10 protein-coding genes, 10 tRNA genes, 1 rRNA gene and 3 pseudogenes are annotated in these 15,159 nt (G+C 40.5%); 3 read left to right on the top strand and 21 right to left on the bottom strand.

The genetic code is table 11. The features are described 5' to 3' along the window. Nucleotides 1-198: 198 nt before the first annotated feature. A pseudogene (locus AT864_RS18175) lies at nucleotides 199-318 on the bottom strand (ATP-binding protein); the annotation flags it as partial. A 155-nt stretch (nucleotides 319-473) separates the two neighbouring features. Here AT864_RS18175 and AT864_RS18335 point away from each other — a divergent pair. Beyond that, entirely contained in the window at nucleotides 474-836 is a 363-nt protein-coding gene (locus tag AT864_RS18335) for a transposase (protein ID WP_231734635.1), read from the top strand. Between the two features lie 255 nt (nucleotides 837-1,091). Here the strand turns inward: AT864_RS18335 and AT864_RS18510 are convergent. After that, nucleotides 1,092-2,520, bottom strand: a pseudogene (locus tag AT864_RS18510) (formylglycine-generating enzyme family protein). 625 nt (nucleotides 2,521-3,145) lie between these two features. On the opposite strand from AT864_RS18510, the gene AT864_RS10765 reads away from it, so the two are divergent. Together AT864_RS10765 and AT864_RS17585 are read left to right on the top strand one after the other, a co-directional pair. Beyond that, nucleotides 3,146-4,156, top strand: coding sequence for an MFS transporter (locus AT864_RS10765; protein WP_066148952.1), 1,011 nt, complete (start codon nucleotides 3,146-3,148; stop codon nucleotides 4,154-4,156). Nucleotides 4,157-4,225: 69 nt separating this feature from the next. After that, nucleotides 4,226-4,384, top strand: a pseudogene (locus tag AT864_RS17585) (ATP-binding protein); the annotation flags it as partial. 242 nt (nucleotides 4,385-4,626) lie between these two features. On the opposite strand, the gene AT864_RS10760 reads toward AT864_RS17585, so the two are convergent. From AT864_RS10760 to rrf, 19 genes are all read right to left on the bottom strand, one after another. Beyond that, nucleotides 4,627-4,974: a DUF4260 domain-containing protein gene (locus tag AT864_RS10760; RefSeq protein ID WP_066148951.1), complete on the bottom strand. Its 348-nt coding sequence runs from the start codon at nucleotides 4,972-4,974 to the stop codon at nucleotides 4,627-4,629. A 553-nt stretch (nucleotides 4,975-5,527) separates the two neighbouring features. Next, nucleotides 5,528-7,330, bottom strand: a complete 1,803-nt coding sequence (gene glmS, locus AT864_RS10755; protein WP_066148950.1) for a glutamine--fructose-6-phosphate transaminase (isomerizing) — start codon at nucleotides 7,328-7,330, stop codon at nucleotides 5,528-5,530. A gap of 392 nt (nucleotides 7,331-7,722) precedes the next feature. After that, nucleotides 7,723-9,069: a phosphoglucosamine mutase gene (glmM, locus tag AT864_RS10745; RefSeq protein ID WP_066148948.1), complete on the bottom strand. Its 1,347-nt coding sequence runs from the start codon at nucleotides 9,067-9,069 to the stop codon at nucleotides 7,723-7,725. Nucleotides 9,070-9,090: 21 nt separating this feature from the next. Beyond that, nucleotides 9,091-10,329, bottom strand: a complete 1,239-nt coding sequence (locus AT864_RS10740) for a YbbR-like domain-containing protein (RefSeq protein ID WP_066148946.1) — start codon at nucleotides 10,327-10,329, stop codon at nucleotides 9,091-9,093. Then, nucleotides 10,322-11,143: a diadenylate cyclase CdaA gene (gene cdaA, locus AT864_RS10735; protein ID WP_066148944.1), complete on the bottom strand. Its 822-nt coding sequence runs from the start codon at nucleotides 11,141-11,143 to the stop codon at nucleotides 10,322-10,324. The genes AT864_RS10740 and cdaA overlap by 8 nt, the downstream gene beginning before the upstream one ends. 101 nt (nucleotides 11,144-11,244) lie before the next feature. Continuing rightward, the gene (rsiW, locus tag AT864_RS10730) at nucleotides 11,245-11,847 is read right to left on the bottom strand and encodes an anti-sigma-W factor RsiW (RefSeq protein ID WP_066148942.1); all 603 of its coding nucleotides are present in this window, start codon (nucleotides 11,845-11,847) and stop codon (nucleotides 11,245-11,247) included. Between the two features lie 13 nt (nucleotides 11,848-11,860). Continuing rightward, on the bottom strand, nucleotides 11,861-12,424 hold the full coding sequence (gene sigW, locus AT864_RS10725) for an RNA polymerase sigma factor SigW (RefSeq protein ID WP_066148939.1): 564 nt from the start codon (nucleotides 12,422-12,424) through the stop codon (nucleotides 11,861-11,863). A 146-nt stretch (nucleotides 12,425-12,570) separates the two neighbouring features. Continuing rightward, nucleotides 12,571-13,473, bottom strand: coding sequence for an arginase (gene rocF / locus AT864_RS10720; RefSeq protein WP_066148937.1), 903 nt, complete (start codon nucleotides 13,471-13,473; stop codon nucleotides 12,571-12,573). 275 nt (nucleotides 13,474-13,748) lie between these two features. After that, a tRNA-Ala gene (locus AT864_RS10715) sits at nucleotides 13,749-13,821 on the bottom strand. Nucleotides 13,822-13,845: 24 nt separating this feature from the next. Beyond that, nucleotides 13,846-13,917, bottom strand: a tRNA-Gly gene (locus tag AT864_RS10710). A 10-nt stretch (nucleotides 13,918-13,927) separates the two neighbouring features. Beyond that, nucleotides 13,928-14,000 (bottom strand) — tRNA-Lys (locus AT864_RS10705). Between the two features lie 13 nt (nucleotides 14,001-14,013). Further along, a tRNA-Gln gene (locus AT864_RS10700) sits at nucleotides 14,014-14,088 on the bottom strand. Between the two features lie 120 nt (nucleotides 14,089-14,208). After that, nucleotides 14,209-14,293: transfer RNA gene (locus tag AT864_RS10695), tRNA-Tyr, on the bottom strand. 10 nt (nucleotides 14,294-14,303) lie between these two features. Next, nucleotides 14,304-14,379, bottom strand: a tRNA-Thr gene (locus AT864_RS10690). Nucleotides 14,380-14,554: 175 nt separating this feature from the next. Continuing rightward, nucleotides 14,555-14,627, bottom strand: a tRNA-Val gene (locus AT864_RS10685). Between the two features lie 6 nt (nucleotides 14,628-14,633). Then, nucleotides 14,634-14,705 (bottom strand) — tRNA-Glu (locus AT864_RS10680). Between the two features lie 16 nt (nucleotides 14,706-14,721). Continuing rightward, a tRNA-Thr gene (locus tag AT864_RS10675) sits at nucleotides 14,722-14,794 on the bottom strand. Between the two features lies 1 nt (nucleotide 14,795). Then, nucleotides 14,796-14,870 (bottom strand) — tRNA-Asn (locus AT864_RS10670). A 162-nt stretch (nucleotides 14,871-15,032) separates the two neighbouring features. Next, nucleotides 15,033-15,149: ribosomal RNA gene (gene rrf / locus AT864_RS10665) — 5S ribosomal RNA — on the bottom strand. Nucleotides 15,150-15,159: the final 10 nt, after the last annotated feature.

The raw sequence follows: 15,159 nt of genomic DNA, 5'->3' as shown, positions 1-15,159 counted from the left end.
CTCAAATATTTCCGGATAAATAGTCAATATAAAGGCTTTAAATTAATCACAATGTCATCAGATTCAAAAAATAAAAACTTATTAATTTCTAATATATTACCTTTTTTAAGGGGAATTTTGTAAATATCTTTATTATAGTGTCAATAACGATTTAAAATACCCCAATTTCAACGAAATGAAATTCCCCATTATGAACGTTTAATTAGGCAACTGGGCAGGATAAACTCCTGCTTTTTTCTTTTCTCGTAGACGATAAGAATCGCCTTTGATATTAAAGGTAATGGCGTGATGTAATAGGCGATCTAAAATCGCTGTCGCTTTCCCGTGCGGCAAAGTGGTTTTGGGAACAGAGATTTTCTGTTTTTCACGCACAGCTGCTCAAAGATCTAGAAGTACGGTATCTCAAAATCGTCCTGATCGACAGCACGGTCCTTCTAAGCAGGCTTTATCATTCATAGGCAAAGTGGGGGGCCATCCGATGCTACTGGTTTAAAGGATATAAACTCCATCCCTGTACCACTACCGAGGGAATCATCTTATCTCACGTATTGACCACAGCGAACAGGAATGATGCGGCAGTGACACCAGAATTACTTGCTTCTTTTGGGGCAATGGGATATGGAGTTTGTGTGTTAGGGGATGCCGCGTATAACAGCGAAAAGGTCCGACAAACTTCTGAGCAAGCAGGAATCTTATTCATGTCTCCCACCGACCGCCGCAATAGCAAGGAACGAAAAGATGCCTATGGTCAGGGTCTTCCTGTCTTGTTGAAAACGAGATTGGGCCAATGGTTGTTTGGGCTTCGCTCGAGATGGAGCGGGTATTTAACGAGCTAAAGAGTAATGGGGTGGAGCAACCCCGATGGTATGGATTTCATCGATATTTACTGCATGTGTTATGTTGCATTCTTATGCACAACTTCGAGTTTTTACTTTATTTTTTTACAACACTATCACTCTTCATTACATGGATTCACAAATAGTGACGATTTGTCCAGAGTCAAAATTATATATTTCTATTATTACGAAGTATATAAATAATAAAGGCTGACGTAACATTTATAATAACTTACGTTAGCCATTCCAGTAATTTTAATAAATAGCCGTATTTGTAATTGGTTTACCTATAGCTTTTCTTAAAGTATAAATAGGAATGTTTTTCACACACCTAAAACCCATTTCATTATGCCTGCAAAATGGAATATCCTTCCCCCTGAAAGAAGGATACATTAGACCCGGTAATGAAAAGAAAGAACCTCCTTTCAACACCGCAAAGGCATGATGTTTACTCTGTTTATTCGAGAAACCAGGGTGAAACTCTCTGCCAGTTAATAGATCACTTCGTGTCCATTCCCAATGATTACCCACCATTCCAACAACGCCATAAGGGCTAACATATTCGTCCTTTTCAAATTCGGATGCTCTCTTGATAGGTTCTTCCGGAAATTCTTCAGAGAACGAGGTAAATACCCTCCCGCCATTCATCCAAACTTTCAGGTGTATAATTTAACCAATGAGCACACCAATTTGCTGCATTTCTATTAAAAGCATTACCCCAAGGCCATATTCTACCATCTTCTCCCCGTGCAGCCTTTTCCCATTGAAATTCAGTTGGTAGCTCCTTGCCTTTCCACCTTGAAAACGCAAATGCATCATACCAGTCAATCCCCGTTACAGGATGATCGGGTTTAAAACGTTCATCCCAAAAAGTGTTTCTTGTATGATCTTTTTCTTGAGGTTCATTAGGATGGCAGAATATATGACCATTTTTCTTAGTATATTCAACAAACTCATCATACTCTTCATTGGTTACTGGATACTTATCAATAAAAAATGGAGGAAGCCAAACTTTCCTAGAAGGTATTGCATCATGCCACCCGAACGTTTTATCAGGCACTTGATGCGGATCAAGCCCAAAAGTGAAAAAAACACCAGGAATTAAAATCATTCCTTCTTCTTCTTTTTTACAAAACTCTTCTAATAGTTCGTTAGGGATAGGTTCTTCAAAGTCATACCTATTAAACAAATGTCCGTGTTCTTTATAGTAATTTTCTATTAATTGTAATTCTTCAGGATCATCAGTACCTAGCAGGTCAATAAGTGATTTTAGAACTTTCTGTGCTCCTAATCCTACTGGTTTATTAGGTGAATAAACTTTTTTGCTAGCACCACCGATAATAGGTGCTAGTAATTTATAGCTTTCCTCAATTTTTTCTTGTCCACAAATTTCAATAGCTTTAAAAGAAACTAAATCATCAGGATCGTGAGTTAATCTAACAATGGTTTCTACCGCAGAAAAATACGGTAACCAATTTTTTACGATATCTATCAACCTATAACGTACATATGTATGTGGATGTCCAATTGACATCCCAAATATATATTCAGCAGCAACAGGATGGGACACTTTTAACAACTCTGGAATGATACGTGAGTTAAATAAATCTTTTAACTTCGGCACAGTAAGTGAATCTAAATAGTCTGGTTCTAAAACCTCTTCAATTTGAGAAAGTAAGTTCATATCGTTTTCATATATTTCTATATGTAAATGTTTAATTTCAGTACTCACTCTTTTTCCCCCTCAATCTTCAGTATAAGGGCAGGGAAAAAATATTCTCCCTGCCCCTTAGAATTTTACCATTTTTCTTCTTGCAATACTGGCATTACAATAGCAAGACGGTTGCGCCAATTTTTCTTCATTTTCATTTTAATCCCTCCTCAAATATTCCTAAAAAATAAAATATTTTTTTAAAAATATAAAAATAAAAATTAAATTTATATTAAAGGGAGGATCATTTCAAAGTTAGAGAGTATTTATACTCAGCATTTGAAGAGAAAAGATTAATTATTCGATAGAGAAGGTGACAGTGATTTTGTGTGTGTATATGAACCAAAATAAACTTGTAGAGGAGGATATTAATTGAATAAATCTTTTTATTTTTTGTGGATGGGAAATTCACTGGGGAAATTAGCTAATTCCCTATATATGATGACAGTAACTATGATGATTTACCATATTACAAGCTCAGGGACTTTAGCGGGTTTAGTTACCATGATTCATGTTATAGCAAAGTTTCTAAGTAGCTTTTTTATGCCTATAATAACAGATCGATATCCTTTAAAGTTCATCTTAAGAATTTCTTTATTTGGACAATCGTAATTTACTATTTATACTTATTCTTTTGTTTTACTTCAAAGATATCAATCATTTTTTGATTAATTTAATTATTTATTTAATCATTTTTTTCATCGGTTTCCTAGATGGATGGACAAATCCTGCAAGAAACTCTTTAACACCTAAAATCGTACAAAAAGAGAAATTAGCAAAAGCCAATAGCTTAATAAGTACGACGGACCAATCCCTTGCTTTGTTGGGTTGGTCTTTGGGTGGGGTAGCAGCAATTCACTTTGGAGACATTAACATTTTGTACTTCGCATTAAGTCTCTATATATTGTCTGCTCTATCTACTCTTCTCATATCTGAAAAATTTCGCGGAGCTAGTAAATCTAGACCTAACTGGAATTCCATAAAAATTGGCTGGTCTATACTATTTAAGAATGCTAACCTTAGGTTAATAACAATTATGGGGATAATTGAAGGAATTGCAGGGGGAATTTGGATTGGAGGGATCACATTAGTATTCGTAAAAGAAATATTAAAACAAAATGAGACTTGGTGGGGGTATATCAACGCCAGTTACTATTTAGGTAGTATAATTGGTGGTATTTTCATTGTCTTAATTTCAAAATGGATGCAACGAAATTTAGTTTATAGTATAATATTAGGATCCTTCGGAGTGAGTGTTTTTGTTTTAATTTATGCCTTTACTAAATCACCAATTGTAGCGCTTACTTTAGTATTTATTATGGGACCTTTCAATCAACTTAGAGATGTATCGCAAAATACCTACTTTCAGTCATCTATAGAGGAAAGTTATCTACCAAAAGTTTATTCTACTCAAAGTAACATATATTATATTGTATTTTCTATATCTGTTTTCCTAATGGGAACCATTTCTGATTTTTTAGGAGTTAAACTTGTATACATATTAGCCTCAATATTATATTTCACATCTTCTTTTTTAGCCGTATCAATTAACGTAAAAAGATATAAAGATACAGAAATTAAAAATATTAAGATAAAAACAGAAGGTTGACCTGTTTTCAGGTCAACCTGTGGCCGCTAAATAAAACTGGTTCTTACGCTAATTTGGGGGGATGACTTTCTATTAACTACATGTTTAGAATTTAGCCAATGGAATAGAATCTTTACAGATTCGAGGTTAACAGCAGCACTAGTTGACCGCTTAATCCATCACGCTCATATACTTTCATTTCACGGAGAAAGTTATGGGTTGGCTAACGCTCTTTCTAAGAGAAAGTAGCTTATAAGGGTGGCAACACTCTGCATTTTTGATCGCATTTTTCTGCACTTTTCTATTGCAAAATACACCTATTTTATAACCATCTGGATTCTCAGCAACAGAATCATGACTACAGGAGCTCGATGCCAAATGCTTCACTCTCTCACTATTAAAGAAACAGGCATTTAGTTAGGATAGAATGAAAGTGTCCAAAGATTTGACACAGATCCAGACCAACAACATCCTTTAGTTCAATCGTTTATTTAAACACGATTTAAATGCGTGTCCTTAAAATGTGTTGGATATTTTAATCCATAACCAATCATCCTATCCATTCCGATATGAGCAGACCATATTAAGCCTATCTCTAAAACCACTTCGCTTGATAACAGCACTCCTAAGATAACAGCTCCAATTGGTAAACTATATGTATGAAATAAATTATAAAGCACGGCACCAACTTTATTATTGAATAAATAACCAATCATTGATATATCTGGAACGAATAACAAAACGAAAAACAAAAGCCAACTAAATTGGTTATAAGAGTAAAAATAAAGACTCAACAATAGGATAGCTGCCCCTTCTAATTGTAAAAGAATTTTATTCATACTATTCTCCCTTAATAACTGTAATTTAGCCATTTTGATAACAATCATGAGCATGTAAACCAGAACCTTTAAAATTATTTTATAGGAAATAGATGGATTTAGTGACAATCCACCCCTCATTTAAATATCTTGAATAATTTGAATAGTTTTCATTTTTATTTTTATTATAAAATTGTTTGAACGTCAACCAAAAACTGTTAAAATATAAAAAACAATGATGATGCTGCAAAGCTAGAGCAAATAGCCAAAATCATCATACAGAACTGACACATAACGATAATGCCGAAACTTCCTAGATCGTTTTTCATTAAATGTACAAACAAAGTGGATTGGTTTATGTGCATTTATATATCCATATACGTTGGGCAACACGTTCATTTTGTTTAAAGTGTGCCTGTCTAAAATACCACTATCGTTTACAAGAACAAAAGTCTCGAAACCTTCATTTCCTCCCCCTTTTTGAATTCCTAAAAAAATGAAAAAATAACCTCTTGCGGATATGATATCCGCAAGAGGTTATTTTTATCAAACTTTAAAGCAATATAAACCTTCTCTATTCCACCGTTACGCTTTTGGCGAGGTTGCGCGGTTTGTCGACGTCGCAGCCGCGGTGTAAAGCAGCGTAGTAAGCGATCAGCTGCAACGGCACAACGGCCACAAGCGGCGTCAGCATTGGATGAACAGCCGGAATGACGTAACGGTCCTCGTCTGTTTCCAAGCCTCTCATGGAAATAATGCATGGGTTGGCGCCACGGGCCACCACTTCTTTCACATTGCCGCGAATGCTTAAATTCACATGCTCTTGTGTCGCCAAAGCAACCACCGGCGTGCCTTCCTCAATCAAAGCAATCGTTCCATGCTTTAGCTCACCGCCAGCGAATCCTTCTGCTTGAATATAGGAAATCTCTTTTAGCTTTAATGCTCCTTCAAGCCCTACATAGAAATCGGACGCGCGGCCAATGAAGAAGCAATTGCGTGTGGTCTCTAAATATTCGCGAGCAATTTGCTCCATCTCTTCTTTTGCATCACAAAGCATTTCCATGACATTTGCGATGATGCCAAGCTCTTTCACCAAGCTAAAATCAAGCGCAATGCCTTTAGCTTTTGCTGCGACTGTTGCTAAAATCGCAAGAACGGCAATTTGAGCCGTATAGGCTTTTGTCGAGGCAACCGCAATTTCTGGACCAGCATGAAGCAATAGTGTATAGTCTGCTTCGCGTGATAATGTAGAACCAGGTACATTGGTGATCGTCAACGCTTTATAGCCAAGTTTTTTCGTTTGAACAAGTACAGCGCGGCTGTCTGCTGTTTCGCCGCTTTGTGAAATGTAAATAAATAGAGGCTTTTTCGATAACAATGGCATATTGTATGAAAATTCGCTAGCAATATGCACTTCAACCGGAATGTTCGCCCATTTTTCAAGCAATTGTTTGCCGACTAAGCCCGCGTGATAACTTGTGCCGCACGCAATAATATAGAGGCGGTCCGCTTCGAGTACCGCATTGACAATGTCTTTATCAATGGTTAAAGCACCTGACGCATCTTGATATTTTTGAATAATACGGCGCATCACAAGCGGCTGCTCGTCAATTTCCTTTAACATATAATGCGGATAGGTTCCTTTTTCAATATCGCTTGCATCCAATTGCGCAGTATATGGAGAGCGTGCCACCTCTTGACCGTCCAATTTTTTAATCGTGACCGCATTCCGCTTGACAATCACCATTTCTTGATCCATTAATTCGACGTATTGGTTTGTCACTTGCAGCATCGCCATAGCATCGCTGGCTACGACATTAAATCCGTCCCCAAGGCCGACAAGCAATGGGCTCTTATTTTTCGCTACATAAATCACCTCTGGATCTTCTGCATCGATGAGAGCAATCGCATACGATCCCTTTAAAAGTGTTAATGTTTTGCGAAATGCTTCTTCCGCTTCGAATCCATCATTCACAAATTTTTCAACCAACTGAACAACCACTTCTGTATCCGTTTCGCTTTGGAACTGTACATTCTGCAAATGATCACGCTGTAATAATGCGTAGTTCTCAATGACTCCATTATGCACTAACGTAAAACGTCCAGAAGCGCTTTGATGCGGGTGAGCATTCGTACGGCTTGGCACCCCATGTGTCGCCCAGCGGGTATGGCCAATGCCAAGCGGTGCTTGTACATTGAGATCAACCGTTTGCCGCAAATCAGCAATGCGGCCTTTTTCTTTAAAAACATGCACGCCATCTTCGTTTAACACCGCAATTCCAGCTGAATCATAACCGCGATATTCTAGTTTTTCCAGTCCGCGCAATAAAATCTCTTTTGAATCCTGTTGTCCAATATATCCAACAATTCCACACATATTTGTTTTCCTCCCTATTTTCAAGGGGCAAGCAGGGGCCTTTCTTGCCCCTTTTCTTTGATTAAACGATTGGACTTTTCCCTTTGTGCAAAGAGTCGCCTCTTTGTTTTAAGGAAAAGTTTGCGGCTGCAATCGCACCAGCCGGGAGGCATCCGCCGAGCATTCGATCAACCTCCTCCTCGTCAACTAAGCGGTTATCCGATCATCGCTTAGTCCAGGCGCTTCTTCATGAAAGCTTCTTCTACCCACCTTTCTATATGTGAATGACAACAAAATTAATATTACAGGAAACGCCCTAAAGACGTCAACTGTAATATCCTTTACAACATAAAATATGCATAAATGGAATAAAGCGTTCCATTTATGCATAGGATGTCTACCAAAAAGGGCCATTATTCAGCTCCCATTTCAGCTTGAATCACCTGAACAATACGAGCTACATAGCTTTGACACGCTTCTTTCGTCGGCGCTTCTGCCATGACGCGAACAAGCGGTTCTGTGCCGGATGGGCGGACAAGAATTCGTCCATTCCCATGCATTTCATTTTCTACCTCTTGAATGATAGCCTTCACCTTTTCATTCTCCATCACTTGATGTTTGTCCGTTACTTTCACATTGACAAGCAGCTGAGGGTATTTTAGCATCTCGCTCGCCAGCTCAGAAAGAGATTTTTTCGTGGCCTTCATAATGTTTACAAGCTGTAATGCCGTCAATAATCCGTCTCCTGTTGTATTGTAATCAAGAAAAATAATATGTCCTGATTGTTCACCGCCAAGGTTGTAGCCGTGTTTCTTCATTTCTTCTACAACGTAGCGGTCGCCGACGGCCGTCTGCACGCTTTTTATTTCATGTTCATCTAATGCCTTATAAAACCCAAGATTGCTCATCACGGTCGATACGACTGTTTGATGCTTTAAACGTCCTTGTTCTTTTAAAAATTTTGCGCAAATGTACATAATTTGATCGCCATCCACGACATTCCCATGCTCATCAATCGCAATTAAACGATCTCCATCTCCATCAAACGCCAGCCCAACATCTGCTTCTTTCTCTCTCACAAATTCAGCCAGCGCCTCTGGATGCGTAGAACCAACCCCGTCATTAATATTAATGCCGTTCGGCGAAGCTCCCATCGTCAATACATCTGCCTCCAAATCTGCAAAAAGATGGGTTGCTAATGAAGAAGTGGCTCCATGCGCGCAGTCAAGCGCAATACGAAGCCCGGAAAAATCCTCATCAACCGTTTGCTTTAAATACTGCAAGTATTTTTGTCCACCTTCAAAATAATCGTTAACTTGACCTAACTCTTTTCCTGTCGGTCTAGGCAGTGTATCCTCGGCACTGTCCAACAGTTGCTCAATTTCTTGTTCCTGCTCATCTGAAAGCTTAAATCCATCGGGCCCAAAAAACTTAATTCCATTATCTTGAACTGGATTGTGCGACGCGGAGATCATAATTCCCGCTTGAGCGCCTAATGCTTTTGTCAAATAGGCCACTCCTGGTGTTGAAATGACGCCGAGACGCATAACTTCTGCACCGATTGAAAGCAATCCGGCAACAAGCGCCCCTTCAAGCATATGTCCTGAGATGCGTGTATCACGGCCAATTAACACCTTTGGCCGCTCTTTATCTTTTGTTAAGATATAGCCGCCGCAGCGTCCTATTTTAAACGCTAATTCTGGTGTCAGCTCACTATTCGCCACTCCGCGTACACCATCAGTGCCAAAATATTTACCCATTATGCATATCTCCCCTTTATCTCATGATCGCTGGATGATTCGTATCTTTGCTTTATTTTTAGGCAAATTCCATTTAATATTTTCTGGCCCATTAACCTCTACCTCTACGTCGTGTTCACCGGCTCCTAATTCATTGGCATTGACATAAAGCTGGATATCATCTGGCTGAATGTGATCCAGCACACTCGCCGCACCTTGCAGCTGGACATCCATCGTCCCATTTTCCGGATCAATAAACTGCGCGGTATATTGATCGCTCAATCCCAATATATCAATAGGCAGAAAAGAAAGGGTTTTTTCTTCCTCCTGCTGGACTTGTATATTCACTTTTACTTTTTGAGGATCTACATTTTTAACTCCCTGAGGTAAAGGAACTTTCACTTCTAAAGTTGTATTTTTTGTAATTTCATCTAAATTAATGGTGAGGCCATCAATAAATTCAATGGGATCAATGACCTCTTTGGGACCGAAAATCGTCACTTCATTTGGCACGGTTTCAATTTTAACAATACTGAGGCCCTTTTTTAAAGTTCCTGTTTGATTAATTCTGAGCGGAACCGACTTGCTTGGACTCTTAATTGGTACAGTGATATCGACAATCGAAGGATTAATATCGACATCTAGCACCCGTCCGTCACGGTCGTAAGCGATCACTCGAGATTCCTGACGCAAAATATCTGCAGCTCCGGATAAATCTACTCTTGCCTTGACAAGCGCTATTCGATCAACTAAATCCTTCGCCCCCGTAATGGTCACTGTATCCGGTTTGACGATAGGCTGCTCGGTAGTATACCCATCCGCCATTTTATTTTTATGAATAAAATCGACATCGACCGAAAATTCTTTAGAAACCTTCTCTTGAATGGTGACCTTCGCCGTCGCTGGCTGAATAGCGACCGTCAGCTTATCAGAGATATTTTTATATTTAAACGGAACGGTGTAAGTGCCAAGCTCCAAATTCGTTAAATCCACATATACTTCAAAATTCCGCTGCAATACGGTCGGCTTTAAAATACTTGCCGGTCCTTCCAATGTCACGTTCACAAATTTCGGAACACCTGAAACCACTAAATTTTCTTCATCATAATACGTAACGACAGGAACATTTGTAACCGTTTCGATATCCGTCTGTCCCACCGAATTGCGCGTAGCCCCTGATTTCATCTCCTTTTCCTCGATATTGACGAACATATACAGCATGATCGCCAATAACAGAGCAAAAGCTTTCATAAACCAGTGATTATTCATTAATTTATCCACTTTTCTTCCCCCTCCATTGCCAACGAGATGAGGAAGTAGTCTTCGTTGTCCGTACTAACTCCTTCGTGAGCAGTTCACGAAATTGCTCTGGAGTCAAATCTCGATGCAGTTCCCCGTTTTTTGTAACCGATACAGCCCCCGTTTCTTCGGACACAACAATGGTCACGCTATCGGTCACCTCACTGATGCCCAAGGCAGCGCGGTGCCGGGTTCCTAACTCTTTTGAAATAAAAGGGCTTTCTGATAAAGGTAAGTAGCATCCCGCCGCTGCCACTTGATTTTTCTGGACAATGACAGCTCCATCATGCAGCGGTGTATTCGGGATAAAAATATTAATTAACAGTTCGGAGGAGATTTGCGCATTCAGTGGAATTCCTGTTTCAATGTAGTCGCCCATGCCTGTTTCCCGCTCAACGGATATTAAGGCCCCGATGCGGCGTTTTGCCATATACTCTGTTGCCTTAATAATCGCTTCAACCACTTTCGTTTTCCCTTCTTCTTCTGGTACGCTGCTTCGCGAAAATATCCTTCCACGCCCTAATTGTTCAAGCGCTCGTCTTAACTCTGGCTGGAAAATAATGATGATCGCCAAAAATCCCCATGTCAACGCTTGATCCATCAACCATTGCAATGTGCTAAAGCCTAAAAAGTTGCTGGCCATTCGCACAAGTATAATCAAAATAATCCCGTTCAAAAGCTGAACCGCTTTTGTTCCGCGAATAATCATGATCAATTTGTAAAAAACGTACCATACAAGAAGAATATCAACAATTTTGCTTAGATAACTTAACACCGGGAGCTCTCCAAAAGGCATTCTCACACTTCCTTTATCATTCTAATTCCTATTTATTTTTTTATGTAAACAACTCCTTTATTATATCACATGACGAAAAAAGCCATCAAAAGAGATGGCCTTCACTCAAGCATAGCTTTCACTGCGTTTTTTATATTATACCAAATCCAATCAAACATCTCATTAATTTCTTCCACATCTCCAGTTACTTGTCCAGCGGAGGCTAAATATTTTTCACCATGAATGACGGTCACGTCCCCATTTACTTTTCCCTCAATCTTGATGCTTCCATTTCGCACGACGATATCGCCGTCTACCGTTTCTCCTTTTGGAACAATCACCGTATGATCATGAATAATCACGTTTTCCCTAGTAGAAACGGAAAATTGCTGCTCTTTGTTCCACGTTGTAAAAAGGCTTCCCACAGTTAAAGCAGCAAATAAAGAAGCAGCTGTCAAAACGGGATGATTTTTCAGCCATCTTCCTGCACGGACTCGTTGTTTTTCTTTCGGCAGCTTTGCCATCACATTTGCCGTAAAATCCGCCGGCGGAGCAAGAGGCGAAGCATATTGAATAAACGCTACCGTCTTTTTCAGACTATTGAAATGCTGAGAACACGCAGAGCAATGTTGTAAGTGTTCTCGTAGCCTCTTCTCATCATCCGGAGCAATATCGCCATCTAAATAATCATGCATCCACTCTATGATTTGATCCGGACATTTCATGTTTGTTCACCTCTCATAAATGGCCTAAATGCTTTCTTAATGCTTCTCTTCCCCGATGAATCCTCGTTTTGACGGTTCCTATAGGCAGATCAAGAATTTCACTAATCTCCTGTAACGATAAATCATTCATATATTTTAAGACAATAACGCTTCGGTATTTTTCAGGTAGCTTTTCAATCGCCCTTTGAACCGTCTCTTGAAGCTCTAGGCTTTCGACTGTTTCTTCCGGAGAAGCATCATTCGAAGGCAGTTGAGAATATAGCGTTAAACCGTCTGTTCCGCTTACTTCTTCATCCAAATACATATCCGGCTTTTTTTTGCGCAATTTATCGATGGATAAATTCGTCGCAATGCGATAAAGCCATGAAGAAAATTTCATTGCTGGGTTATACGTATGGATGTTGACATACGCCCGAATAAAAGCTTCTTGGGCAGCATCCTCCGCTTCATGACGATTCCCAAGCATTCGATAGCATAGCCGATAGACCTTGTCTTTGTAAAGCTCGACAATCTCGGCATAGGCATTTTGGTCTCCTTTTTGGATCGCTTTAATATGCTTTTTGACAAACATCTCCATAATCAATAATACCCCCGCTCATGCGGCTATTAATTGTATACGTTCGTAAAACGAAAAAAGTTTCTCTTTTGGACGCACTATCTATTTTAACATATTTACAAAAAAAAACAGCAGACGGATTTTTCCGTCTGCATCTCTCGTCTTGCCTACACTAGTTTTTCTCCAAACAGCGATCCCATGAGCGCAACGGCGACAGATGCTGTTTTATTTCTCTCATCTAAAATTGGGTTTACTTCTACAAATTCAGCGGAAGTAATCAATTGTGCTTCAGCCAGCATTTCCATAGCTAAATGGCTTTCACGATACGTCAGACCGCCGATAACAGGAGTACCTACTCCCGGAGCATCATGTGGATCTAAACCATCTAAATCTAACGATAAATGGACGCCATCTGTCCGCTCTTTTAAATAAGCAATCGTTTCCTCCATTACTTTCGTCATGCCCAAACGATCAACTTCATGCATTGTATATACTCTAATTCCCTTTTCGCGAATAAATTGCTTTTCGCCTTCATCAAGCGCCCTTGCACCAATCAATACAATATTTTCTGGCTTTACCTTCGGGCTATATCCGCCAATGGCGGTTAGAGCCTGATGGCCGAATCCAAGGCTGGCCGCAAGCGGCATCCCATGAATGTTACCCGATGGAGAGGTTTCAGCTGTGTTTAAATCACCATGGGCATCGTACCAAATAACCCCTAAATTTTTATAATGTTTTGCGACACCTGCTAAGGTGCCAATAGCAATGCTATGATCGCCGCCTAATACAAGCGGAAAATGTCCTTTTTTAATTACTTCATCAACGGCTTGAGCAAGCTTTTCATTTGCTTCAGCAACCGCTTTCAAATTTCGCAAATTTGATTTGATTCCTTCCTCATCTATTCGTTCAGGTTTGCCGATTGAAATATCCCCCAAGTCTTCAATGTCATAGCTGAGGCGTTCGAGTCTTTCTACAACGCCAGCATATCGGATCGCGCTGGGTCCCATATCTACTCCGCGCCGAGTCTGTCCTAAATCCATTGGAACACCAATGATTGAGATTTTTTTCATGCTGTCTCTCTCCTTCATCCTTATTCTATTTATTATTGTATCTAATAACTGAACGTTGACTCAACTTGACACTTTTTTGAATATTTATTCGATTATTAATAAGAAAAACGCCCGCCGATCGGCGAAGATGGCACAAGCCATGTTGAGGAAGGCTCGAACCAAGCTTGATCTTGCGCGGATGCTCAATAAAGTGATTCAACCTGCCGTCGCTGGGCCTTTACTTTTTAAAAAAATAAAAACTCCTTAAATCTCGTCGATTTAAGGAGTTTTTATGATGGAGCCTATCGGGATCGAACCGATGACCTCCTGCGTGCAAAGCAGGCGCTCTCCCAGCTGAGCTAAGGCCCCACGTTAAAAGGATTCATGTTGATAAGCGGAAGACGGGACTCGAACCCGCGACCCCCACCTTGGCAAGGTGGTGTTCTACCACTGAACTACTTCCGCAATAAAAAAATGAGCCATGGAGGACTCGAACCTCCGACCCTCTGATTAAAAGTCAGATGCTCTACCTGCTGAGCTAATGGCTCATTAAGAAAACAATGGCTGGGCTAGCTGGATTCGAACCAGCGCATCACGGAGTCAAAGTCCGTTGCCTTACCGCTTGGCTATAGCCCAATATGTTGATGAAACGTCAAATTTCATAAAGCTTTTTGGAACAAATGATCGAGCACTCAACAATACAAAAAGCTATTCCATCAAATCGAAATAACTTCACAATCCATCATTATGTATGAATGGTGGAGGGGGACGGATTCGAACCGCCGAACCCACAGGGAGCGGATTTACAGTCCGCCGCGTTTGGCCACTTCGCTACCCCTCCACGACCATCATGGTGCCGGCTGCAGGACTTGAACCCGCAACCTACTGATTACAAGTCAGTTGCTCTACCAATTGAGCTAAGCCGGCATAATAGATAGAAATCGAACCAGAAAAGGATAGGTTTTGTGCCTCTTCCTCTCCAAGACATTCCAAGATGTCCAATGCGTCGAGGCAACTCGTAGTCATTTCACCGATGCTTCGCTCGTCTCTACCAATTGAGCTAAGCCGGCGTCACCTATACTAGTTTTCATTGAAATAATGATGGAGGATGACGGGATCGAACCGCCGACCCCTTGCTTGTAAGGCAAGTGCTCTCCCAGCTGAGCTAATCCTCCTAAAAGTGACCCGTACGGGATTCGAACCCGTGTTACCGCCGTGAAAGGGCGGTGTCTTAACCACTTGACCAACGGGCCAAAAATAATAAACACAAGCTTCCAACCGGGCTTGAACCGGTGACCTCTTCCTTACCATGGAAGTGCTCTACCAACTGAGCTATGGAAGCATGGCTCCGCAAGTAGGATTCGAACCTACGACCTACCGGTTAACAGCCGGTTGCTCTACCGCTGAGCTATTGCGGAATAGTGGATAAACACAAAAACTAACGAATCATTATTCGTATTTTTCTACTGCCTCTTCCTCTTCAAGACATTCGAAGAAGCACAATGCGTCGAGGCAACTCGCTGTTTGCTCAGAGGAGAAATGCTCGTCGCTGAGCTATTGCGGAATATGTTTAATATAAAGCCTAGCAACGTCCTACTCTTGCAGGGGCGTTAGCCCCAACTACCATCGGCGCTGGAGAGCTTAACTTCCGTGTTCGGGATGGGAACGGGTGTGACCTCTCCGCCATCGTCACTAGGCTTGTTATTT

The organism is Anoxybacillus sp. P3H1B, assembly GCF_001560855.1.
Taxonomy (GTDB): domain Bacteria; phylum Bacillota; class Bacilli; order Bacillales; family Anoxybacillaceae; genus Anoxybacteroides; species Anoxybacteroides rupiense.
The sequence above is the reverse complement of the archived record's forward strand: the minus strand, read 5'-3'. Positions and strand labels throughout refer to the sequence as shown.